This window comes from Luteimonas sp. A611, assembly GCF_054072715.1.
Genome location: NZ_JBSVRP010000001.1, coordinates 921065 through 943320, shown reverse-complemented (window position 1 = coordinate 943320; position 22256 = coordinate 921065). Strand labels below are relative to the sequence as shown.

18 protein-coding genes are annotated in these 22256 nt (G+C 70.7%); 2 read left to right on the top strand and 16 right to left on the bottom strand.

Going from position 1 to position 22256, the window contains the following annotated elements; translation table 11 throughout:
• Positions 1-143: 143 nt before the first annotated feature.
• The 6 genes from ACW5EG_RS04175 to ACW5EG_RS04150 all read right to left on the bottom strand — a co-directional run bounded on the left by ACW5EG_RS04175 (position 144) and on the right by ACW5EG_RS04150 (position 7432).
• Positions 144-800, bottom strand: a complete 657-nt coding sequence (locus ACW5EG_RS04175; protein ID WP_457020907.1) for a glycosyltransferase — start codon at positions 798-800, stop codon at positions 144-146.
• Entirely contained in the window at positions 797-1393 is a 597-nt protein-coding gene (locus tag ACW5EG_RS04170) for a class I SAM-dependent DNA methyltransferase (protein ID WP_457020906.1), read from the bottom strand. The genes ACW5EG_RS04175 and ACW5EG_RS04170 overlap by 4 nt, the downstream gene beginning before the upstream one ends.
• Positions 1390-2145: a PIG-L deacetylase family protein gene (locus ACW5EG_RS04165; RefSeq protein ID WP_457020905.1), complete on the bottom strand. Its 756-nt coding sequence runs from the start codon at positions 2143-2145 to the stop codon at positions 1390-1392. Before ACW5EG_RS04165 ends, ACW5EG_RS04170 begins: the two co-directional genes overlap by 4 nt.
• Positions 2133-3116, bottom strand: a complete 984-nt coding sequence (locus ACW5EG_RS04160; RefSeq protein WP_457020904.1) for an acyl-CoA dehydrogenase — start codon at positions 3114-3116, stop codon at positions 2133-2135. The genes ACW5EG_RS04165 and ACW5EG_RS04160 overlap by 13 nt, the downstream gene beginning before the upstream one ends.
• A 198-nt stretch (positions 3117-3314) precedes the next feature.
• Positions 3315-6377: an efflux RND transporter permease subunit gene (locus ACW5EG_RS04155; RefSeq protein WP_457020903.1), complete on the bottom strand. Its 3063-nt coding sequence runs from the start codon at positions 6375-6377 to the stop codon at positions 3315-3317.
• Positions 6374-7432 carry an efflux RND transporter periplasmic adaptor subunit gene (locus ACW5EG_RS04150; protein ID WP_457020902.1) on the bottom strand — a complete coding sequence of 353 codons (1059 nt, stop codon included), beginning with the start codon at positions 7430-7432 and terminating at the stop codon, positions 6374-6376. Before ACW5EG_RS04150 ends, ACW5EG_RS04155 begins: the two co-directional genes overlap by 4 nt.
• 77 nt (positions 7433-7509) lie before the next feature.
• Between ACW5EG_RS04150 and ACW5EG_RS04145 the strand changes: the two genes are divergently transcribed.
• Positions 7510-7998, top strand: a complete 489-nt coding sequence (locus tag ACW5EG_RS04145; protein WP_457020901.1) for a MarR family winged helix-turn-helix transcriptional regulator — start codon at positions 7510-7512, stop codon at positions 7996-7998.
• Positions 7999-8020: 22 nt separating this feature from the next.
• Here ACW5EG_RS04145 and ACW5EG_RS04140 read toward each other — a convergent pair whose 3' ends face one another.
• From ACW5EG_RS04140 to miaA, 9 genes are all read right to left on the bottom strand, one after another.
• Complete coding sequence (locus ACW5EG_RS04140) at positions 8021-8590, bottom strand: HD domain-containing protein (protein ID WP_457020900.1); 570 nt, start codon at positions 8588-8590, stop codon at positions 8021-8023.
• Between the two features lie 129 nt (positions 8591-8719).
• Positions 8720-10045: a DUF2254 domain-containing protein gene (locus ACW5EG_RS04135; RefSeq protein ID WP_457020899.1), complete on the bottom strand. Its 1326-nt coding sequence runs from the start codon at positions 10043-10045 to the stop codon at positions 8720-8722.
• Between the two features lie 210 nt (positions 10046-10255).
• A complete protein-coding gene (locus ACW5EG_RS04130; RefSeq protein ID WP_457017494.1) occupies positions 10256-11548 on the bottom strand; it encodes an adenylosuccinate synthase in 1293 nt (430 codons plus the stop codon).
• 216 nt (positions 11549-11764) lie between these two features.
• Positions 11765-11950 (bottom strand): DUF2065 domain-containing protein, encoded by a 186-nt coding sequence (locus ACW5EG_RS04125; protein ID WP_457017493.1) that lies wholly within the window; start codon positions 11948-11950, stop codon positions 11765-11767.
• A 171-nt stretch (positions 11951-12121) separates the two neighbouring features.
• Positions 12122-12985: a protease modulator HflC gene (gene hflC, locus ACW5EG_RS04120; RefSeq protein ID WP_457017492.1), complete on the bottom strand. Its 864-nt coding sequence runs from the start codon at positions 12983-12985 to the stop codon at positions 12122-12124.
• Positions 12982-14130 carry an FtsH protease activity modulator HflK gene (gene hflK / locus ACW5EG_RS04115; protein ID WP_457020898.1) on the bottom strand — a complete coding sequence of 383 codons (1149 nt, stop codon included), beginning with the start codon at positions 14128-14130 and terminating at the stop codon, positions 12982-12984. Before hflK ends, hflC begins: the two co-directional genes overlap by 4 nt.
• 156 nt (positions 14131-14286) lie before the next feature.
• The gene (gene hflX / locus ACW5EG_RS04110) at positions 14287-15639 is read right to left on the bottom strand and encodes a ribosome rescue GTPase HflX (RefSeq protein WP_457018398.1); all 1353 of its coding nucleotides are present in this window, start codon (positions 15637-15639) and stop codon (positions 14287-14289) included.
• Positions 15640-15745: 106 nt separating this feature from the next.
• Positions 15746-16021 carry an RNA chaperone Hfq gene (gene hfq / locus ACW5EG_RS04105; RefSeq protein ID WP_457017490.1) on the bottom strand — a complete coding sequence of 92 codons (276 nt, stop codon included), beginning with the start codon at positions 16019-16021 and terminating at the stop codon, positions 15746-15748.
• A 218-nt stretch (positions 16022-16239) separates the two neighbouring features.
• A complete protein-coding gene (gene miaA / locus ACW5EG_RS04100) occupies positions 16240-17196 on the bottom strand; it encodes a tRNA (adenosine(37)-N6)-dimethylallyltransferase MiaA (protein ID WP_457017489.1) in 957 nt (318 codons plus the stop codon).
• A gap of 285 nt (positions 17197-17481) precedes the next feature.
• Between miaA and ACW5EG_RS04095 the strand changes: the two genes are divergently transcribed.
• Positions 17482-19206, top strand: a complete 1725-nt coding sequence (locus tag ACW5EG_RS04095) for a vWA domain-containing protein (RefSeq protein WP_457020897.1) — start codon at positions 17482-17484, stop codon at positions 19204-19206.
• Position 19207: 1 nt separating this feature from the next.
• Here ACW5EG_RS04095 and ACW5EG_RS04090 read toward each other — a convergent pair whose 3' ends face one another.
• Positions 19208-22123 carry an EAL domain-containing protein gene (locus ACW5EG_RS04090; RefSeq protein WP_457020896.1) on the bottom strand — a complete coding sequence of 972 codons (2916 nt, stop codon included), beginning with the start codon at positions 22121-22123 and terminating at the stop codon, positions 19208-19210.
• Between the last annotated feature and the right edge of the window lie 133 nt (positions 22124-22256).

Here is a 22256-nt window from a genome sequence, read left to right as displayed (position 1 = left end):
GGTGGCGCCTCCGGGGTGGGCGGTGGTGGGTCGGATATTGAGGCTTCTGGGGGCCCCGCCCCAGCTCTCCACCCGTCAAGGGCGCAATACCCCGCGCGCGGACGAGGGACAAAGGCTCGGCAAGGAGGGAGTGAGCGCGCGGTTTACGCCGCCGCTTCAAGCGCCAGGAGGTAGTCGCCGAAGCCATGGCGGGCGCGGGGGTCGCGGCGGGCGCTGGTGATGACGGCGGGGTTGGCGCGGCGGGCGACGGTGTGGCCGCTGCGCTCCAGTGCGTGCAGCAGGGCGCGGTCTTCGTGGGCGGTGAGCGCTGGGAATCCCCCTGCGGCGCGGTACGCGGCGGACGAGACGCCGAGGTTGGCGCCGTGTACGTGCGGATGGCCGTCGATATAGTGCTCGCCGGCGAGGAAGGCGGCGCGCACGCGGGGGGCGAAGTCGCGCCAGTCGGCGACGCGCACGGTGCCGCAGAAGGCGTCCGCATCGCAGGCCAGCTGCGCGGCAAGCCAGTCGGCGGGCACGCGGCTGTCGGCGTCGGTGGAGGCCAGCCAGCGCGCGCCTTCGTGCAGCAGCAGTTCGGCCGCGGCCGCGCGCGCGCGGCCGACGCAGCGCGCGTCGAGCGCCACGGTGCGCACGCCCAGCGCGGCACAGGCGCCGGCGGTGGCGTCGCGGCAGCTGTCCAGTGCCACCACCACCTCGACGCGCTCGCCGGCCAGCGCGGGGGACTGCGCGGCGGCGAGGATCGAGCGCAGGCAGCCGCCGATCAGTGCCTCTTCGTTGTGCGCAGGTACCAGCACGCCGATCATCGCAGGCCCTCGCGCTGCGCCACCGAGGTGGTGTCGCCGCTCCAGCAGTCGAGGATGAAGTCGGGGTCGCGGTAGTGGGCGATGCGGGTCAGCCCGGGGATGGCCGCCAGCCGTGCATGCACGTCCAGGGTGTCGCTGTGGCGGCCGTCGAAGCCATGCCGCCAGTGGCAGGCCAGCAGCACGGCGTCTGGTGCGAGCGAGGTTTCGATCCTGTGGGCGAAGGCCTGCATCGCGGTGTCGTCGAGGTAGTAGCCCATCTCGCCGACCACCACCAGGTCGAAGCGGCCGTCGGGCCATTCGCGCGGGTGCTCCATGCAGCGCAGCTCGAGATGGCCCAGCCCGGCGCAGCGCCGGCGCGCCACGGCAATCGCGCGCGGATTGAGGTCGGTGCCCAGCAGGGCATCGCAGCGTGCGGCGAGCTTGCGGGTCAGCTCGCCGTTGGCGCAGCCGATTTCCCAGCCGCGTTCGAACTCGGGACGCGGCAGCGCGGCCAGCAGGAGGTCGCGCTTGCGGGTTTCGTACCAGCGGGTGCGGTAGCCGAAGGGGTCGTCGCCCTCCTGCCAGACCTGGTCGAAATAACGCGCAAGCGTCATGGCAGGTAGACCTCGAACGGGCGGTGGAAGCGTTGCACCACGTGCGCGGGCAGGATCGGCGCGGGCGCGTGCGGCGCGTCGCTTTGCAGCTGCGAGGCGAAGCAGGCGATGGCGCGCTGCTTGAGGACGACGGTTTCGGGCGTCAGCGGCATGCGGAGTGCATCGAACGGCGGCCGCCTGGTGTGCGGCAACAGCCAGTGCCAGGCCCACACGGGATAGCGCAGCAGGCGCATGCCCGGCTGCGCCGCGGCGGCGAGTGCGGCGCGGCCGACGGCGTCGTGGTCGGGGTGGCCGTCCTGCTCCCAGGGGGCGAGCACGAGGTCGCCGGGCTGCAGCAGGGTGCGAAGCGTCGCCTTGAGTGCAGCGCTGCGGGCCTCGACCCCGCCGTCGGGAATGCCGAGGCGCTGCACCTGCGCGCGTACGTCCAGCACATCGAGTGCCTGCGTCACTTCGCGCGGGCGCACCTCGCGCAGGCGATCGGGGGTCCAGGCGGCGTCGCCGGGATAGCAGGCTTCGCCGTCGGTGACCGCCACCAGGAGGATGTCGAGCCCGGCCTGGCTGGCAGCGCGCAGCAGGCCGCCACAGGCGAGGGTCTCGTCATCCGGGTGGGGCGAGAGCAGCACCAGGCGGCACCGGCCCTGCAGCAATTGCGCCGCTGGCCGCTCGTCCAGTGCGGCCAGCCAGGGCGAGGCGCGCCACGCGGATTCGCATTGGCCTGCGCCATTGATGCGCGGTGGGGCTACAGCGGCCATCGTGCCTCCGCGTCCAGCGCTGCGACCTGCGCGCCCAGCGCTGCCCAGTCGCGATCGGCGTGGCTCTGGCGCACGAACACCGCGAGGTCGGCGCAGCGGCGGGCATGCGCGCCGTCGCGACACAGCGGGGCGGGGCCGAGGCTGCGCGCGGCGGCGTCGAGCACGTCGTGACAGGCGCGCTCGATCACCGAGCGCAGGCGCACCACTTCGCGCTGGTATGGCTGTGTGGGGTTGGCGTCGATTTGTGCCGCCAGCTCGCGCAGCAGGGCGGACGCGGCGCCCAGCGCCATGTCGACGCGTCCCAGCGACGCGGCAAGGTGCGGATCGCGCGCGACGCGTGCCGGGTCGGCCATGCGCTGGGCGATTTCCACCGCGGCCCCGTGCCAGCAGGCCGCCACGCCAGCGCCGCCGTGCCAGAAGCCGGGACGCGCGAGATAGGCGCCCGGCCCACCGATGCGCACGCAGGGCACGGCGTCGAACTCCACCGGCCCGCTTTCGATCGTGTCCATGCCGACCGCCTGCCAGTCCGCGTCGGGAATGGCGACACCGGGCTGGCGCATGTCCACCAGCACCAGCTGCCGCGCGTCGCCCTCACCTGCGGTGAGCAGCGCGGCGTCGACGAAGCGCGCGCCCGAGCACCAGGGCTTGCGCCCGGACAGGCGCGGCCCGCCGGGCCCGTCGCGCGTCACCACCGTCGACTCCGGGCCCTCCGCGGCCCAGACCGCCAGCAGCGTCGTCGGCGCGGGTGGGGCGGCGACCAGCTCGGCCAGGATCGCGAGCGCGTCATGGTGGGCTTCGAGCACCTTGGCCAGCGCCAGGTCCTCGGCGCCCAGTCGCGCAAGTGCGCGCCAGCGGGCGAGCGTTTCGCCCCGCCCCGGCAGCGGCAGCGGGGCCTCGCGCAGACGCGTACGGGCGCGTGTTTCGAGAGGCAGAGGAACAGTGTCGGTGGTCGAAGCTGCGGGCGTTGGCATGACGGGAAGTGGACCAGCCCCGCGGTAGGCGGCGCGTGAGACGGGCGGGCGCCGGACTACCGCGGCCACACGGGTTCGTGGCGGGACACGAAATAGCCCCGTTTATGCGGGGCTTTTCCAACTCTGAGTCAGGCAACTTGAGCCCCGCAGTCGCGGACGACTGCATGGATGCGCGCCGGGTTTACGGATGCGGCAGGCTCAGGCCGTCGCCACCTTCGGCTTGCGGAACTTCGCCACCACCCACTCCTCCACATCGTCCACCAGCGTGAACGCTGCCGGCACCACGATCAGGCTGAGTACGGTGGAGGTGATCAGGCCGCCGATGACGGCCACGGCCATGGGCATGCGGAAGCTGGCGTCCGCCGTCAGGCCCAGGGCGATGGGCAGCATGCCGGCGCCCATGGCCATGGTGGTCATGATCACGGGGCGGGCGCGCTTGTGGCAGGCATCCATCAGGGCGTCGTGGCGGGCCATGCCCTGCGCTTCGGCCATGACCGCGTAGTCCACCAGCAGGATGGAATTCTTGACCGCGATGCCGATCAGCAGGATCAGGCCGATCAGCACCGACAGCGAGATGTCCAGGCCGGTGATCAGCAGCGCGCCGAAGGCGCCGCCGGCGGCCAGCGGCACGGCCACCAGGATGGTGATCGGCTGGCTGGCGTGGTTGAACAGCAGCAGCAGCACGCCGTACACGCAGAAGATGCCGGCCACCATGGCCATGGCGAAGCCGCCGAACATCTCGGCGAAGATCTCGCTGTCGCCGGCGGCCTGGCGTTCGACGCCGGTCGGCAGGTTCTGCAGCGATGGCAGCGCGTCGATCTGTTGCTCCACCTCGCCCATGGCCTGGCCGTTGAGGTCGACGGTGATGGTGACGTTGCGGCGACGGTCGTAGCGGTCGATCTGCGAGGGGCCGCTGGCGGTGATGATCTGCGCCACCGACGAGAGCGGCACGCTGTCGCCGCTGGCGGTGGGCACGCGCAGCTGGCCCAGCAGCGCGGGGTCCGAAAGCGCCTGTTCGTTCAACTGCACGCGGATCGGCACCTGCCGCTCGGGCAGGTTGAGCTTGGACAGGAACTGTTCGTAGTCGCCGCGCGTGGCCACGCGGGTGGCCGCAGCGATGTCGGCGGTGGAGACGCCCAGGTCGGCGGCGCGCGCGGCATCGGGTCGCACGATGATTTCCGGGCGGACCAGCGAGGCCGAGGAGCTCACCGTGCCCAGGCCCGGCAGCTGGCGGATGCCGCGCTCCACGTCGCGCGCGGCTTCGGCCAGCTTCACCGGGTCGTCGCCGGCCAGCACCAGCTGCAGCGCGCGGCCGGGTTCGCCGCCCTGGAAGCTCAGGCGCACGCCGGGCAGGTCGGCCAGGCGTGCGCGCACCTGCGATTCAAGCTCGTACTGGGTGGCGTCGCGATCGTCGGACCAGCGGATCAGCAGGGTGGCCTTGCGCAGCTCGGCGCTGGTGATGTCGCCCGCCGGGCCGTTGGCGCCGCTGTTGCTGCCGGCGGTGACGAAGACGTGCTCGATCTCGGGAATGTCGGCGATGCGCTGGCGCGCGGTCTCGGCCACCTCGCGCGTGGTCTCCAGCGCGGTGCCGGGGGGCAGTTCCACCAGCACGCTGCTCAGGATGCCGTCGTTGGGCGGGATGAAGGTTACTTTCAGCAGCGGCAGCAAGGCCAGCGAGCCGATGAAGATCGCCAGCGCCGCGACCAGGGTGCGGTTGCGATGGCGCAGCGCGCGATCGGCCCAGCGCAGGTACCACTGCATCAGCTTCGAATCGCCCTTGTGCTCGGGCGTGGGCTTGAGCATGTAGGCGGACATCATCGGCGTGATCAGGCGCGCGACCAGCAGCGAAAACAGCACCGCCGACGCCGCGGTCCAGCCGAACTCGCGGAAGAACTTGCCGGGAATGCCTGGCATGAAGGCCACCGGGATGAACACCGCGGCCAGCGTGCACGAGGTGGCGATCACCGCCAGGCCGATCTCGTCGGCCGCTTCGAGCGCGGCCTGTTTGGGTGTCTTGCCCATGCGCAGGTGGCGGTCGATGTTCTCGACTTCCACGATGGCATCGTCCACCAGGATGCCCACCACCACGGCCAGCGCCAGCAGGGTGATCATGTTGAGGCTGAAGCCGAACCAGTACATCACCGCGAAGGTCGGGATGATCGACAGCGGCAGCGCCACGGCCGAGATCAGGGTGGCGCGCCAGTCGCGCAGGAACCAGAACACCACCGCCACCGCCAGCAGCGCGCCCTCGTAGAGCATGTGCATGGACGATGTGTAGGAGTTCTCGGCCACCTCGGTGGTCGACCCCACCTCGACGATGCGCAGGCGCGGCTGCTGCGCCTGCAGTTCGGCGATGCTCGCGCGCACGGCATTTCCCACGTCCACTTCGCTCGAACCGGTGGTGCGCTGCACGGCAAAGCCGATGACCGGCGTGCCGTCGAGCGTGGTGCGCTGGGTGATCGGCGCGTGGCCGTCGCTGACCTCGGCGATGTTGGACAGGCGCACGCTGCGCCCGTCGGGCACGAAGATCGGGTAGTCCTCCAGATCCGCTGCGCTGTCCACGGTGCCCAGCGTGCGCACGGCCTGCTCGCTGCCGCCCACGGTGGTGCGTCCGCCGGGCTGCTCCTGCTGGATGCGCGCCAGCTGCTGCGACAGCAGCGCCGGGCTCACGCCGAACCCCTGCACCGCCTCGGGGCGCAGGTCGACGCGGATCTCGCGGTTCACGCCGCCGATGCGGCGCACCGCACCCACGCCGGGCACCGCGAAAAGACGCTTGGCGATGGCGTCGTCGATGAACCAGCTCAGCTCTTCGTCGCTCCAACCGTCGGCGGTGACGGCGAAGCTGATCATGTCGCCGCCGGTAACGTTGACCAGGGAGACGATCGGCGGTTGCACATCGGCCGGCAGGTCGATGCGCACGCGGTCGATGGCGTCGCGCACCTCGTCCTTGGCGATGTTGCCGTCCTTCTCGATCTGGAAGGTAAGCACGGTGGTCGACACGCCCTCGTTGACGATCGAGACCATGTTGCGCAGGTCCGGGATGCTGGCGGTGGCATCCTCCACCTTGCGTGTGACCTGGGTTTCCAGGGTGCTGGGGCTGGCGCCCGGCAGGGTGACGGTGACGGTGACCACCGGAACGGTGAGGTCGGGGAACTGCGAGACGGCGAGCCGGTTGAAGGCGACCAGGCCGGCGGCGGTGAGCAGGATGAAGAGCAGGATCGCCGGCAGCGGGCGGTGGATGGACCAGGCGGAGAAGTTCATTCCACCACCCGCACCAGATCGCCATCGCCCAGGAAGCCGGCACCGCGCGCGACCACGCGTGCGTCGGAAGGCAACCCGCTGACGACTTCAATCTGGTCCCCATGCGTCGGCCCGACCTCGATGCCGCGTTCGCGCACGCGCTGGTCATCCTCGACGGTGAACACGTAGGCGCGTCCGTCGCGGCGCACCACGGCATCGTTGGGAATCAGCATCGCCTGCGCGCGGCCCAGCGCGATGCGGCCCTGCGCGAACATGCCCGCGCGCAGGCCGCCGGGTTCGGGCAGGTCGGCGTAGATGGTGCCGGTGCGGCTCTGCGCATCCAGCGCCGGCGAGACGCGGCGCACCACGCCGGCGACGGGACCGGCGGGCGTCTGCACCTGCACGGTGGCGCCGGGCGCGACCAGCAGCAGGTCGGCCTCGGCCAGTTCGGCGCGCCATTCCAAGCGGCCGTCGCGAATCAGGCGCAGCAGTTCGCCTCCGGCCCCTACTACCTGCCCTCCCTGCACGCTGCGCGCCGACACCACGCCGTCGACCGGCGCCCGCACCACGGTGAAATCGCGCTGCACGCGGGCCGCGTCGCGGCCGGCGATGGCGGTGTTGAGCCGCGCCTGGGCATTGGCGCGGGCGGCCTCGGCTTCCTCGGCGTCCTGCAGCGAGACCATGCGGTCGTCGGCCAGTTCGCGTACGCGCGAGGCCTTGCGCCGGGCGGTCTCCAGGTTGGTCTGCGCCTCGGTCACCGACGCCTCGGACTGGGCCAGCTGCGAGGCCAGGGTGCGGTCGTCCAGGCGCAGCAGCACGTCGCCCTGCTTCACCACGCTGCCCACTTCAACGTCGACGCTGGAGACGCGCACGCCGGAGAGCTCGACGCCCACCGACACCTCCTCCCACGCGGCCACCGCGCCTGAGGCAACCACTTCGCGCACAACCTCACGCGTCGTTGGCGTGGCCAGCGATACGGTGAGGCTCGGCGTCGCCTCGGGAGGCGCGTCGGCGCCGCAGGCGGCCAGGGCAAGCAGTCCAGCAACAGCCAGCGCACGCAGGGGAATGGCAGGCATGGGGGTTTCGGCTCGTATCAGAAGGCTGATACTCTATCAGCACACTGATACGTTGCGAAAGCTGTGGAGGGCCTGCGATGCCGAACAAGAAGCTGAGTCCACTGCAGGCGTTCAGGAATTCCCGCGGCTATCGCGCCAGCTCCCTGCTCAAGCGCCTGCACGTCGGCCTGACGGTGATGATGGAAGAGCGCCTGCGCGGGCACGGCATCGTGCTGACGCGGCCGCAGGCGCTGGCGCTGATGCACCTGTCCGAATGCCCTGGCGCGTCCAATGCGGAACTGGCGCGGATGAGCGCGGTGTCGCCGCAGACGATGCACCAGATCCTGCTGCGGCTCGGCCGCGAGGAACTGGTGACGCGCGCGCCGCATCCCTGGCTGGGACGTGTGATGTCATTCCGGATCACCGAGGAAGGGCGCGAACTGGTCACGCGCGGCGGACTGGTGGCACAAGGCGTGATCGATGGCGCGCTGGGCGTGCTGTCGCCTGCCGAACAGGACCAGCTTGTCGCGATGCTGGAGCGCTGCGTGGCGACGCTGCCCTCGACGATCCTCAAGCAGCGCGAATGACGAAGACCGCGCGCCCGCAACGCTAGGCGGGCCGCAACGTCTGCACGTCGTCAAACAGCGCTTCCAGCCGCGGGGGCGTGCCGCGCAACCCGGCGACGACCTCCGCGGTCCAGTCGAAGTATTCGCGGCGACGGTAGGCGGGCCAGTCGGCGGGCGGGAACTCGATGAGGTCACGCAGGTTGGCGATCTTGTCGGCGAGCTTGACCAGACGCGCGCCGTGGGAGGCGTTCGCGGCGTGTTCGACCTGCAGGCGCTTGCGCTCGGCCTTGGGCAGCGTCTTGTCGTCGGTCAGGGCGTCGACGTAGGCCAGGACCGCGTCGCCGAAGCGGCTGCGCAGCTGCTTGCGGCCCGTTTCGAGGTCGGGCTGGCCATCGCTGCCACAACAGTCCTCGAGGTAGTCGTGCAGGGCGGCAGCGCAGAGGATGTCAGGATCATCGATGTCCGCTTCGACAGCGAGGATGCGCACCAAGGCGACGGGGTGATTGATGTAGGGCGTCGCGTCGGCGTCCTTGCGGCGCTGGGCGCGATGGGCGTGGGCGGCGAAGGCAATCGCGTCGATGACGCGGGCGAGTGGCTGGTCTTGTTGATTCATGCGCTTTCCCCTGTCTGCAGGCGACCATGCTGGCGTGGACGCGTCGCAGCGGCTGGGACGCCCCAACCTCGCCCGCCCGGCCCGGCGCAGCACGCTGGGCCGTTCGGCAAGGTGCGCGCTGACGAAGCGCTACGCTCCCGCCGTATCCTCCACCACCTCGCCGCCCCCGAGCCTGGCCTCGATCTGCCGCCGCGCATCGCTGCACGACGCCGTGCGTCGTGCCACTTCCGCAATCGTGTCGCGCTTGTCGTCCAGCGCCCGCCGCCGCTGCGACGAACGGGTGCCGGCGCGGACCTGCTCGATGGCCTGCAGCAGGCGCAGCAGGATCGTGGTGTTGCCGTGCGCGTTCTCGAGGATCTGGTCGAAGGCCAGCGCCAGCAGGCGCTCGAACCCCGGCCCGGCGGGCAGCACGCGCAGGGTGTCGCCATCGCGCATCGGACGCGGCTCGATGTGGCGCCCGGCCAGCCGCTGCAGGATCACCGAGAGGTAGTCGAGGCTGGTCACCGCCGTGGTGGCGTCGTTGATCCCGGGCGAAAGCGCCTTCAGCGCCACGTCCACCAGCTGGCGGATGCCGAAGGCCACGTCCTGCTCGATGGTGCGGTAGGAATCGATGGCGAACAGGCTGGACAGGTAGCGCATGGCGTCCGCATCGGGTGCGCGGCGCGCGCCGATGCTGGCAATGCAGCGGTCGGGGCTGGCGAAATCGCCGAGGCTGCTTTCCATCCGCACCACCACGTCGTGCTCGCGCGCGAATTCGAGCAGCGCCTGGTACTGCACGCGCTCGATGTAGCCCATCTGCGTGGCGGGGACCGGATACCACTGCAGCCCGCCGCCGGCGTCGCGGTCGGGCGCTGCTTCGTCGTCCTCGAGTTGATCAGGGAAGACGGTGTCGATCGTGCCCAGGGTATCGACGGCGATACTGCGCGCGATCGCGCCGGACTGGATCGACGCGGCCACGTGGTGGATGAAGTACACCAGGAACGCCACCGCCACCAGCGCCAGCAACAGACCCGCGGTCGCCGCCACGAGCGGCACGAACTGCTGCCCGTCGCCGCCGGTGATGGTGCGCATCACGCACAGGCAGTAGGCGAATACGCCCAGGAACACGCCCAGCACCACCTGGTTGCCACGGTCGCGCATGAAGTTGCGCAGCACGCGCGAGGTGTACTGGTTGGACGCCTGCGCGAGCGCGACGATGGTGATCGAGAACACCACGCCGGCCACGGTGATCATGGAACCGGCAATGGTCGCCATCAGCTCGCGCGCGCCGTCGGCGTCGACCCCGAACAGCCACGGCCAGCGTTCGCCCGGCGCACCGCCGAGCTGGCGGTCGAGCGCGACCAGCCCCAGCGCCAGCCCGATCGCCAGGAGCACGATGCATGCGGGCAGGAACCAGAAACTCGACCGCAGGCTGATGACCAGCTTGCTCAGCGTGCCGCTGGAAATGTGCCGCACTGCGCCGCTCCCGGTTGGATCCACATGGCAGGGTCGCGGCGCGGGCGTGGACAGGGCGCGAAGCACGGACGGTCTGCACGTCTCCCACCAGAGGTGGCGATGCCCAGCCCCCGAAGGCTGACGCACCCCACAAAGCGAAAGCCCCGCTTTCGCAGGGCTTTCTTCAGGTCACCGGTCTCCCGCCTGCGCGGGGATGGCAACAGTGCGTAGTCAGGCGAAGGGATCCTGCAGCACCATCGTATGGTCGCGGTCCGGGCCGGTCGAGACGATGCTGATCGGGCAGCCGGCCAATTCCTCCAGCGCGCGCAGGTAGGCGCGTGCGGCGGGCGGGAGTTCGTCCCACACGGTGATGCCGTGGGTGTTCTCGGTCCAGCCGGGGAACTCGAGATAGACGGGGGTGATCTCTTCCCAACCCTGCGCGTCGAGCGGGGCGTATTCGGTGCGCTTGCCGCGGTACTCGTAGGCGATGCAGATCTTCAGCTTCTCCATGCCGTCGAGCACGTCGAGCTTGGTGATGCACAGGCCGGACATGCCGTTGATGGCCACGGCACGCTTGAGCGCGACGATGTCGATCCAGCCGCAGCGGCGCGGACGCCCCGTCGATGCGCCGTATTCGGCGCCGCGGTCGCGCAGGCCCTGGCCAACCTCGTCGTCGAGCTCGGTCGGGAACGGGCCGCCGCCCACGCGCGTGGCATAGGCCTTGGCGATGCCGAGCACGTAGTCGATCGCATCGGCGCCAACACCCGTGCCAGCCAGCGCGCCGCCGATGGTGGTGTTGGAACTGGTGACGTAGGGATAGGTACCGTGGTCGATGTCGAGCAGCGCGCCCTGCGCGCCTTCGAACAGCACGCGCTTGCCCTGCTTGCGCAGGTCGTGGCAGATGCCGGCGACGTCGGACTTCATCGGCTCGACGTAGTCGCCGAAGGCCAGCGCCTCGTCGAGCGTCTTCTGGTAGTCGACCGCGTCCACGCCCAGGTACTTGGTCAGCACGAAGTTATGGTAATCGAGCGCGGACTTGAGCTTTTCGGCCAGCTGCTCGGGGTAATGCAGGTCGGCGATGCGGATGCCGCGACGCGCCACCTTGTCCTCGTAGGCCGGGCCGATGCCGCGGCCGGTGGTGCCGATGGCCTTGCCGCCGGCAGCCTTCTCGCGCGCCTGATCCAGCGCGATGTGGTACGGCATGATCAGCGGCGCGGCCGGGGAGATCTTCAGGCGCGAGCGCACTTCCACGCCGGCGCTTTCCAGTTCCTCGATCTCCTTGATCAGGGCGGCGGGCGAGATCACCACGCCGTTGCCGATCAGGCACAGCGCGTCGTCGCGCAGGATGCCGGACGGAATCAGGTGCAGCACCGTCTTCTTGCCGTTGATGACCAGGGTGTGGCCGGCGTTGTGGCCGCCCTGGAAGCGCACGACGGCGCCGATCTCCTCGGTGAGCAGGTCGACGATCTTGCCCTTGCCCTCATCGCCCCACTGCGCGCCGAGCACCACGACTGACTGGCCCATGGCCATGACTCCTTTGTTGCGTGCGGCCATCGGGGCCGCGGGATTGGTCGGGTCTGGCACGAAGTGCATGTGGGCCGGTTCCATCGGGGAACCGTCCGCCACGCCGGGCCTGACACGGAAAAAGCCGGGGGGACGTCAGTCCCCGACCGGCTTTTATGCATTATCCGGGTTTTCGGGGACCGGGGCCAGCCTTGGGGATTACGGCGGCCTTGGCCGTCAGCTGCGGACGAAGTACAGCGCCAGCAGGCCGCAGGCCAGGACGATGGCACCGATGCGGCGCAGGTTGTGGTCAGGCAGGGACTGCAGCTGCTCGGCTGCGCGCTTCCAGCCGCCGGGGGCGACGAACAGCATCAGGCCTTCGAGAACGGCGACCAGGCACAGGGCGGCCCAGAGGTCTTGCATGGGTCGGGTTCCTTGTGGTTTGGTTGGGCGTCGGGTGACGCGCCTTCGGAGGCGGCCCCCATCCGCCTTCGGCACCCTTCGGCGGGCTCAGGGCAGGGCTCTTCCCCCGCGAGCGGGGGAAGGAAAACGTTGGTTGGTCGCGCTCGCCTGCGGGGGCGAGCGCGTGCCGCTTCAGCGCTCGCTGCGCATGTACTGCAGGAACGGATCGTTGCGCTCGAGCACGATCACGCCCTCGCCGTCGGCAAACGCGGCGCGGTAGGCCTCGAGGCTGCGCTGGAAGGCGTAGAAGCTGGGATCGCGGCTTGCGGCCTCGCCGTAGATGCGGGTGGCTTCGGCGTCGCCTTCACCGCGCAGCTTCTGCGCATCGCGCTCGGCTTCGGCCACCAGCACGGTGCGTTCGCGGTCGGCTTCGGCGCGGATGATGCGGGCCTGCTCCTCGCCCTCGGCGCGCAGGCGGCTGGCCACCTGGCGGCGTTCGGCGCGCATGCGGTCGTAGACCTGGGCGATGACGTCGCTGTCGGTGGGCAGTTCGATCTGCTTGAGGCGGATGTCGATCACCCGCATGCCCAGCGTCATGGCCGCCTCGTTGATGCCTTCCAGCTGCTTGGCGATGATCTCCGTGCGGTCGCCGGACACCAGCTGCTGCAGGGTGCGGCGGTTGATCTCGTTGCGCAGCGAGTCCTTGATGATCGGGGCCAGGCGCTCACTGGCCAGGTCCATCTGGCCGCCGGTGGCACGATAGAAATCGGCCACGTCGCTGATCAGGCCGATCGCGACGAAGTCCACGCTCACGTCCTTGCGCTCGGAGGTGAGGTAGCGCTCGGGCGAGAACTCGGCCGCGTAGAAGCGGCGGTCGAACACGCGCGCGGTTTCGATCAGCGGCACCTTGAAGTGCAGGCCGGGCGCAAGGTCGGTGCGGGCGACGCGGCCCAGGTTGAGCACCAGTGCGGTCTGGCCCTCGCGCACGACGAACACCGAGCCGAGCAGGAGCAGCAGCGCCACGACCACGGCGGGAATGATCAGGTTGAGTCTCATCGGTTGCCTCCTTCACCGCGGGCGCCACGGGTCGGCCGCGGCAGCGTGGCCTCCGTGCCGGTACCGGTCTGCGGGATCACCACCTCGGGCGGCAGCAGCGGCGGCTGCACATTGCCGGATGCACCCTCGCCCTGCTGGGGCATGGGGACGTAGATCAACTGGCGGCCGTCACCACCCACCACCTTGCGGTTGTCGGCCAGCACCTGCTGCAGGGTCTCCAGCCACAGGCGCTTGCGGGTCACGTCGGGCGCGTTGAGGTATTCGTCGAGCAGCAGGGTGAAGCGCTCGCCGTCACCGGTGGCGCGAGCCACCGACGCGGTCTTGTAACCCTCGGCGGTGGTGCGCAGGCGCGCTGCGTCACCGCGGGCCTCGGGCACCACCTTGGCGGCGTAGGCACGGGCTTCGTTGACCAGGCGCTCGTTGGTCTGCTGGGCGCTGTTGACCTCGTCGAACGCGGGCTTGACCTCTTCCGGCGGACGCGCGTCCTGCAGGTTGAGTTCGGTCACGACCAGGCCGGTGCGGTAGGCCTCCAGCGAAGCCTGCAGCGCGGTGGCTGCGGCCACCGACAGCGGGCCACGCGCGTTGAGCGCGGTGTCCAGGTCGGCGCGGCCGATCTGCTCGCGCACCGTGCTCTGCGCGATCTGCTCCAGCACGCGCACTGCGTTCTGGGTGCCGAACAGGAACATCTCCGGGTCGGCGACGCGGTACTGCACGTTGAACGACACGGTGACGATGTTCTCGTCGCGGGTCAGCACCGGCAGGCTGTTGGTGAAGGTGCGCACGCTGGTGGCGTCGACCTTGGTGACGATCTCGATCGGCCAGGGCGCCTTGAAGTTGGGGCCGGGCTGCATGATCCGGGCCACCTTGCCGAAGCGCAGCACCACGCCCCGCTGCTGCTCGCCGATCAGCACGAAGGAATTGAACACCAGCCACACCACCAGCGCCACGCCGATCCAGCGCAGCGGATGGCCGCCGCCAGGACCGCCGCCGCCGAACATGCCGCGCAGGCGATCGACCACGTCGCCCAGCCCCCCGCCGCCGCCGCTGCCACGGCGCTTGGGCGGCCATGGATTGCGGCCTTCGCCGCCGGGGCGCGGGCGTTCGGGCCGCTCGCCGTTGTTCTTGCCGGGAATGTTCCAGGCCATGCCTGCTCCAGTGTGTGTGCGCCGTGCCCGGGCGGGCGGCAGCGCATCGTGTACCGAGGGTGCGGGTGCGGGCGTGGGAGTGGCCTTGTCACGCGATCGAAGGCCTGGCCTCCGGTCGCGCGCATGGCCCGCTCCTGCGCCAGCGGGTCCGTTAGTTTACAGGGTGGGGTCGGGCTCGAGTTCCGGCAAGAGCGGCCGTAGCACCGCGCCATCGGCGTGCGCCGCCAGGCGCGCGGCATCGGCCTCGGACAGGTCGACCTGGAGCCGCCAACCGTGCTCGTCCTGCGACTCGCCGCGCACCGCGTCCAGCTGGTGCAGGCGCGCGCGCAGGCGCCCGGCTTCCGGCGGCAGGTCGAGTTGGGCGACGATCCGGCGCTGGGCCAGCCGCGCCGAAAGCGCCTCCTGCAGCAGGTCCAGGCCGAGGCCGTCGCGGGCCGAGATCCAGACGCGCTCGCGACCGACAGCCACGGTGCCTCCCGGCAGCGCGTCCTCGCCATTGCCGTTGGCGGGCTCGGGCGTGTCGCGCCTTGCCAGCGCGCCTTCGATCCGGTCGATCTTGTTGAAGACCAGCAGCTGCGGGATGTCGCCCGCGCCGATCTCGCCCAGCACCTTGTCGACCTGGCGGATGCGCTCCTCGCGCAGCGGGTCGGCGGCGTCGATCACGTGCAGCAGCAGGTCGGCCTCGCGCGCCTCGCTCAGGGTCGAGCGGAACGCGGCGACCAGCTCATGCGGCAGGTCGCGCACGAAGCCGACGGTATCGGCCAGCACCACCGGGCCGCTGGGCAGGCCGATGCGACGCACCGTGGGGTCGAGCGTGGCGAACAGCTGGTCGGCGGCGTAGGCGTCGGCGCCGGTCAGGGCGTTGAACAGGGTCGACTTGCCGGCGTTGGTGTAGCCCACCAGCGCCACGCGCGGCAGCTCGCTGCGCACCCGGGCGCGGCTCATCTGGTCGCGCTGCACCTGCACCTTGGCCAGCCGCTTCTGCAGCATGTCCACGCGCTTCTGCAGCAGTCGGCGGTCGGTCTCGAGCTGGGTCTCGCCGGGGCCACGCAGGCCGATCGAACCACCGCGCTGGCGCTCGAGATGGGTCCAGCCGCGCACCAGGCGCGTGGACATGTGCTTGAGCTGGGCCAGTTCGACCTGCAGCTTGCCGTCGTGGCTGCGCGCGCGCTGGGCGAAGATGTCCAGGATCAGGCCGGTACGGTCAACCACGCGGCGTTCCAGCAGCTTCTCGAGGTTGCGCTCCTGGCCGGGGCTGAGATGGTGGTTGACCAGTACCAGGTCGGCGCCAGTGGCCTCGCAGGCGGCCTTCACCTCGTCCAGCTTGCCGCTGCCGATCAGGGTGGCGGGATTGGGCTTGTCGACCCGCGCGGTCAGGACGGTCGCGACAGTGGCTCCGGCCGAACGCGCCAGCTCGGCGAACTCTTCCAGCTCGGCATCATCGGGCGCGCCCTGTGAGTGGGGCTGGATCAGCAGCGCGTGCTCGCCCTTGCGGGAGCGCTCGAACAATTCGGTGGGCATTGGATCTCGGCGGTTGGCTCAGTCCTGCGACATGGAGGCCGCAGGACCGGTCTTCAACCTCCGGGGCGCCACGCAGGCGCCCGGGGATTCACGATCAGGCCGGATCGACTGGCGCCTCGTCGACGCCATCGGCCGACTGGACCACGCCTCCGCCCGGCCCCACGCGCACGTTGCGCGCCGGCACCACGGTGGAAATCGCGTGCTTGTAGACCATCTGGCTGACGGTATTGCGCAGCAGGACCACGAACTGGTCGAAAGACTCGATCACGCCCTGCAGCTTGATGCCGTTGACCAGGTAGATCGAAACGGGAACGCGTTCGCGCCGCAGCGCATTCAGGAAAGGATCCTGCAAGGACTGTCCCTTGGACATGGTGTTTCCCCAGCTTGATTATTGTTGTGTCCGGCGGGTGCCCTGGCGGGCCTCCCCGGCCGCATTGCCCGACCCGCAACATCCCCGGCGGCGGCAACAGGTCGATGGTACACAACCGGCGCCGCTGCGGACGGGATGTGGGGGGCTGGCGTCACAAAAGGGGAATTGGGGGCCCGCCCGATCGCATTTCCGGGCCAGCCGGGGTATCTGCAGGCGCTTCAGCCGCCGAGGAAGCGGCGAACTGTCCCATCGAGGGCCCCGCCCTGCCTGCCCGGGTCGAACCACAGCGCGTCGAGTTGGCCGCGCAGCCAGGTGAGCTGGCGTTTGGCGAGCTGGCGGGTGGCGGCGATGGCGCGCTCGCGCAGCTGCGCGGCATCGGTGGCGCCATCCAGGTGTTCCCAGGCCTGGCGGTAGCCGACGGCGCGGATCGCGGGCAGGTCCAGCGGCGCGGGGTGGGACTGGAGCTGCGGCAACGCCCGCAGCGCCTGCACCTCGTCCAGGAAACCGGCGGCGAGCATCGCGTCGAAGCGGGTGGCGATGCGCGCGTGCAGCAGGGCCCGTTCGGCCGGCGCGATCACCAGCTTCAGCACGCGCACCGGCAGCGGCGGCGAGGCGCTGGCTTCGCGCTGCCAGTCGCTGATCGGGCGGCCGCTGAGGCGGAACACCTCCAGCGCGCGCTGGATGCGCTGCGGGTCGCCGGGCTTGATGCGGGCAGCGGCGGCGGGATCGATGCGGGCCAGTTCCTCGTGCATGCGCGGCCAGCCGCACTCGCCGGCCTCGGACGCGATGGCGGCGCGCATCGCCGGATCGGCTGCGGGCATGGGCGATAGGCCGCGCAGCAGCGCCTGGAAATACAGGCCGGTGCCGCCGGCGAGGATCGGCAGGTGGCCGCGCGCGACGATGCCGTCGATGGCGGCGCGCGCATCGCGTGCGAATTCGGCGGCCGAGTAGGTCTGCCAGGGGTCGCGCAGGTCGAGCATGTGGTGCGGGGCGCGGGCGCGTTCGGCGGCATCGGGCTTGGCCGCGCCGATGTCGAGGCCGCGGTAGACCAGGGCCGAGTCGACGCTGACGATCTCGCCGCCATGGCGCTGCGCCCACTCCAGCGCCAGCGCGGTCTTGCCCGAGGCAGTGGGGCCCATGAGGGCGATCGCGGGTGGGCGGGTGTCGGCGGGCATGGGGGGATTATCGGGGGTGAGGCGGGTGGCGGTGGATGGGACGTGGATCGGTGTGCGTGGTCGGGACATGCCCGGCCTCCGGCGGCCCCCACCCCAACCCTCCCCCGCACGCGGGGGAGGGAACAAGAACGAACCGCTTTCTGCTCCCTCCCCCGCTTGCGGGGGAGGGTTGGGGTGGGGGCCCGCAGCACGATGTCTGTGCCGGCTTCCCGCGATCTTCCGGAGCCCCAACCCCGTTCCCCGGTGCCGCGCGTTCAATCTCCCTGTCCATCACGGAGTCCCGCCATGCATCGCCACGTCCTTGCCGTCGCCCTTGTTGCCGCCATTGCCATGACCGCCTGCAGCTTCCGCTCCGATCACCTCGCCGAAGCGCCACCGCCGCCGCCATCGCCAACGGCCGACATGGCGCTGGAGTCGGTCATGGTCACCGGCAGCCGCCAGCGCGCGGAGGCCGCGCGCGCCACGCAGCGGCAGATGCACGCGGCCATGCCGGCGGCCATGGCACCGCCGCCCTCCATTGCCGCGCCCTACCCCGCGCACGTCCCGCCGCCCGCCAATACCGAGAATTACGCCGAACGCGAGGACAACCCGGTGCAGCGCGTAGCCGAGCAGCCGGTCTCCACCTTTTCCATCGACGTCGATACCGGCAGCTACAGCAACGTGCGCCGGATGATCCGGTCCGGCACGCGCCCACCTGCCGATGCGGTGCGCGCCGAGGAGTTCATCAACTACTTCGACTACGGCCACCCCGGCCCGGATTCGCTGGATACGCCGTTCCTCGCGACCACCGAGATCGCGCCCGCGCCCTGGGACGCGCGCCGCCACCTGCTGATGATCGGCATCAAGGGCTTCGACGTGCCCAAGGCGCAGCTGCCGCCGGCGAACCTGGTGTTCCTGCTCGACACCTCCGGCTCGATGAACTCGCCCGACAAGCTGCCGCTGCTCAAGCAGGCCTTCGCCGAACTCACCGGCCAGCTGCGCGCGCAGGACCGCGTATCGATCGTGGTCTATGCCGGCTCGGCCGGCCTGGTGCTGCCGCCCACGTCGGGCGACCGCAAGGACGAGATCCTGGCCGCGCTCGACCGGCTGGAGGCGGGCGGCAGCACCAACGGCGGCGACGGCATCCGCCTGGCCTATGCGATGGCGCGACGCGGCTTCATCGACGGCGGCGTCAATCGCGTGATCCTGGCCACCGACGGCGATTTCAACGTCGGCACAATCGACGGCGGCTCGCTGGAAACCATGGTCGCCGACCAGCGCAAGTCGGGCATCGCGCTGACCACGCTCGGTTTCGGCCACGGCAACTACAACGACCACCTGGCCGAGCGCCTGGCCGACGCCGGCGACGGCAACCATGCCTATATCGACACGCTGCAGGAAGCGCGCAAGGTGCTGGTCGAAGAGATGTCCTCGACCCTGCTCACCATCGCCCAGGACGTCAAGATCCAGCTCGAGTTCAATCCTGCGCTGGTGTCGGAGTACCGTCTGATCGGCTACGAAAACCGCATGCTGGCGCGCGAGGATTTCGCCAACGACCGCGTCGACGCCGGCGATATCGGCGCCGGCCACGAGGTCACTGCGCTGTACGAGATCACCCTGGCCGGATCCGGCGCCGAGCAGCTGCCCGCGCTGCGTTATGGACAGGCGGCCACCCCATCGGATGCGTCGAAGACCGGAGAACTCGCGCACCTGCGCCTGCGCTACAAGCGCCCCGGCCAGACGCAGAGCCGGCTGATCGAAACCCCGGTCACGCGCGCGGCGATGCGCGCGCAGCCGGGCGAATCGATGCGCCTCGCGGCCACGGTGGCGGCCTTTGCCGATGCCCTGCGCGGCGGCACCCACCTGGGCGGCTGGGACTGGCCGTCGATCGTGGCCAGCGCGCGCGATGCGCAGGGACGCGACACCTGGAAGCTGCGCGCGGAGTTCGTCGAACTGGTCGAAGCCTCGGCCGCGACGATCGCCGGCGGTGGCGATGACGGTGCGTCCACCGCGCCGCCAGTGGCGTACTGACTCAAGCCGGCTGCAGGGCGGCGGACTCGATCTCCTCCGCCCGCGGCCGCCCGAACAGATAGCCCTGGCCGTAGGCACAGCCCAGTTCCGAGAGTAGCTGCCGCTGCTGCAGGTTTTCGACGCCCTCGCCGATGGTGTCGATGCCAAGCGTCCCGGCCAGCGCCAGGATCGCGCGCACCAGGGCCAGGCTCTCGGCGTGCGTGTCGCCCGACAGCCCGGCGATGAAGCTCTGGTCGATCTTCAGCGCCTGGATCGGGAAGCGGTGCAGGTACGACAGCGCAGAGAAGCCGGTACCGAAATCGTCGAGCAGCGCCAGCACGCCCTGCTCGCGAAGGGTATTGAGGATGCGCGCGGCGCGCGGCGCGTCATCGAGCAGCGCACCTTCGGTGATCTCGATGCGCAGGCGGCGGTGGTCGACGCCGGCTTCGGCGGCAGTGCGCAGCAGGCGTTCGGCGAAGTCCTCGGCGTGGAAGTGCCGCGGCGAGACGTTGATCGACACGTAGCCGTCGAGGTTGCGCGCCATCCAGCCGACCACGCGCCGGTACAGCTGCCAGTCGACCTGTTCGATCAGGCCGCTGTCCTCGCAAACGCGCAGGAACTCCGAGGGCGGCAGCCAGCCGTGCAGTTCATGCTTCCAGCGCAGCAGCGCCTCGTGCCCGACCACGGCGCCGTCGGACAGGCGCACGATGGGCTGGAAGTGGGGCTCGAACGCTTCGCGCTGGATCGCACGGCGCAGGTCGGCCTCCAGGTCGAGCAGGCGCATCGCCTCGGCGCGCATCGCCTCGTCGAACAGCGCGCTGCGGTCGCGGCCGCAGGCCTTGGCCCGGTACATCGCGGCATCCGCGTCGCGCAGCAGCTCGTCGGCGTGCCGGTAGCGCGGCTGCCAAAGCGCGATGCCGATGCTGGCCGAAGGAAACAGCTCGCGCCCGGCCACCCACATCGAACGGCTCAGCCGGGCAAGGATGCGCGTGGCGCGGACCTCGGCGGCCTGCGCGTCGGCCACCGAGGCGAGCACGATCGCGAACTCGTCCCCGCCCAGGCGCGCGACCACGTCCTCGGGGCCGATGGCGGCGCGGATCCGGCGCCCGACCTCGAGCAGCATCGCGTCGCCGGCGGCGTGCCCCATCGAATCGTTGATCAGCTTGAACCGGTCCAGGTCGAGGAACAGCACCGCGAACGGCTGCCGGCCGGCCTCGTACATGCGCAGCATCATGCCGTCGAGCCGGTCGAGCAGGAACACGCGGTTGGGCAGGCCGGTGAGGTGGTCGTGGCGCGCCTGGTGGGTCAGGCGCTGCTGCGCGCGCACGCGCTCGCCGATCTGTGCGCGCAGTTCGCGGTTGGCCTGCTCGAGTTCACGCGTGCGCGCCTCGACCCGGAACTCGAGTTCGGCATGCGTGGACTTGAGGGATTCCTGCGCGCGCTTGCGCGCCAGCGCGCCGTCGACGTGATGCGCCACGAACGTGAGCAGGTCCTGGTCGGCCGGCGTGAACGTGCAGTCCGGCCCGTAGCTCTGCACCGCGATCACGCCGCAGGTGACGCTGTCGCGCGTCAGCGGCACGCCCAGCCAGCAGTGCGCAAGCGTGCCGTGGCCGCGCATCTGCCCGGCCTGCTCCAGCTGCGCCATGCCGTAGCGGTCCACCAGCAGCGCCAGGCCGGTGCGGATCACGTATTCGGTCAGTCCCATGCCCAGGCGACGCGGGCGCCGCACCGCGTCGCGCTCGTCCACCGAATACGGGAACTCGAGCGCGCTGCCGTCCTCCGACAGCAGCGCGATGTAGAAATTGCGGGCATCGAGCAGCTCGTCGATGATCCCGTGCACGTCGGCGTAGAAGCGTTCGATGCTGCCGGCAGTGATCGACAGCTCGCTGATCCGGAACAGCGCGCGCTGCAGGCGCTCGGCGCGCTCGCGTTCGACGATTTCCGCTTCCAGCACCCCGTTGGCGTGCTGCAGGTCGCGGGTGCGCTCCTCGACGCGCCGCTCCAGCTCCTCCTGCGCGGACTTGCGGTCGAGCGCGGTCAGGATGTGCTGGGCGACGAACTCCAGCAGCGCGCGATCCTCGTGGGTGTAGCGCTGCGGCTGGTCGTAGCTCTGCACCACGATCGCGCCGCTGACGTAGCCTTCGCGGCGCATCGGAACGCCCAGCCAGTCGGCGCTGTCGGGGCCGTGGGCCGGGTCCTTGACCACGCCCAGCGCGCGCCGCACCTGCACCGACGGCCCCAGCATCGGCTGGCCCTGGCGCAGCATCGCCACCGTCAGGCTGGTGGGCATGTCGGCAATCGCGATCTCATCGTCGGGATCGGCGACCCAGGGGTCGCGCTGGTCGACGAAATAGAGGAAGCGCAGCGTTTCGCGGACGTCGTCGTAAAGGACGATGAAGAAGTTCTCGGCTGCCATCAGGGTGCCGACGACGGCGTGGATGCGCGCCAGCATCTCCTGCATGTCGAGACTGGCGCCGGACAGGTCGGCGATTTCGTACAGCGCTTGGCGCAGGCGCTCGGACTTGCGCATGCCCTCGATGCGCGACTGCGCGCGGGCGCTGGCGACATGGGCATCGACCGTGCTGCGGGCCAGCGCCAGCCAGCCGTCGCGCAGCGCGCCCGGCAGCGAGCGCCCGGGCTGCACCACCAGCGCGATGCGGGTGGCGTCGAGCGTCCAGCCGAGGGCGAGGTCCTGGCGGCGCAGGCCTGCGCTCTCCCCGGCCAGCATCGCCACCACCGCGGCGAGGGCGACCGGGCCGTCCTTGCCGCCATGCGAAGCGCCGGCGCCGGACAGGGGGTCTTCCCAGCCGACCGCCACCGCCGCCCCGGGAGGGAGAGTCCGCGCCAGCAATGGCGCAAGGCCGGCCAGTCCCGCCTGCTCCGCGGGGTCCGGTATCTGCGCCTCGACCACGGGGATGTCCACGGGTTGGTTCTCCATCGGAGAGGCATAACGCAATAAGGCGCCCGATCCGGCAACCCCGTTTGCCGCGTTTGTCCGTTTGTCATGCCCATGTCCCCGTCCCTCGCCTGCCACCCGCCTGCGCGGCAGCCTTACGGCCCCGGCTTCACTC

Coding starts and splice junctions, on each gene's coding strand:
- ACW5EG_RS04175 (WP_457020907.1), bottom strand. CDS start 800: ATGATCGGCGTGCTGGTACCTGCGCACAACGAAGAGGCACTGATCGGC.
- ACW5EG_RS04170 (WP_457020906.1), bottom strand. CDS start 1,393: ATGACGCTTGCGCGTTATTTCGACCAGGTCTGGCAGGAGGGCGACGAC.
- ACW5EG_RS04165 (WP_457020905.1), bottom strand. CDS start 2,145: ATGGCCGCTGTAGCCCCACCGCGCATCAATGGCGCAGGCCAATGCGAA.
- ACW5EG_RS04160 (WP_457020904.1), bottom strand. CDS start 3,116: ATGCCAACGCCCGCAGCTTCGACCACCGACACTGTTCCTCTGCCTCTC.
- ACW5EG_RS04155 (WP_457020903.1), bottom strand. CDS start 6,377: ATGAACTTCTCCGCCTGGTCCATCCACCGCCCGCTGCCGGCGATCCTG.
- ACW5EG_RS04150 (WP_457020902.1), bottom strand. CDS start 7,432: ATGCCTGCCATTCCCCTGCGTGCGCTGGCTGTTGCTGGACTGCTTGCC.
- ACW5EG_RS04145 (WP_457020901.1), top strand. CDS start 7,510: ATGCCGAACAAGAAGCTGAGTCCACTGCAGGCGTTCAGGAATTCCCGC.
- ACW5EG_RS04140 (WP_457020900.1), bottom strand. CDS start 8,590: ATGAATCAACAAGACCAGCCACTCGCCCGCGTCATCGACGCGATTGCC.
- ACW5EG_RS04130 (WP_457017494.1), bottom strand. CDS start 11,548: ATGGGCCAGTCAGTCGTGGTGCTCGGCGCGCAGTGGGGCGATGAGGGC.
- ACW5EG_RS04125 (WP_457017493.1), bottom strand. CDS start 11,950: ATGCAAGACCTCTGGGCCGCCCTGTGCCTGGTCGCCGTTCTCGAAGGC.
- hflC (WP_457017492.1), bottom strand. CDS start 12,985: ATGAGACTCAACCTGATCATTCCCGCCGTGGTCGTGGCGCTGCTGCTC.
- hflK (WP_457020898.1), bottom strand. CDS start 14,130: ATGGCCTGGAACATTCCCGGCAAGAACAACGGCGAGCGGCCCGAACGC.
- hfq (WP_457017490.1), bottom strand. CDS start 16,021: ATGTCCAAGGGACAGTCCTTGCAGGATCCTTTCCTGAATGCGCTGCGG.
- miaA (WP_457017489.1), bottom strand. CDS start 17,196: ATGCCCGCCGACACCCGCCCACCCGCGATCGCCCTCATGGGCCCCACT.
- ACW5EG_RS04095 (WP_457020897.1), top strand. CDS start 17,482: ATGCATCGCCACGTCCTTGCCGTCGCCCTTGTTGCCGCCATTGCCATG.
- ACW5EG_RS04090 (WP_457020896.1), bottom strand. CDS start 22,123: ATGGAGAACCAACCCGTGGACATCCCCGTGGTCGAGGCGCAGATACCG.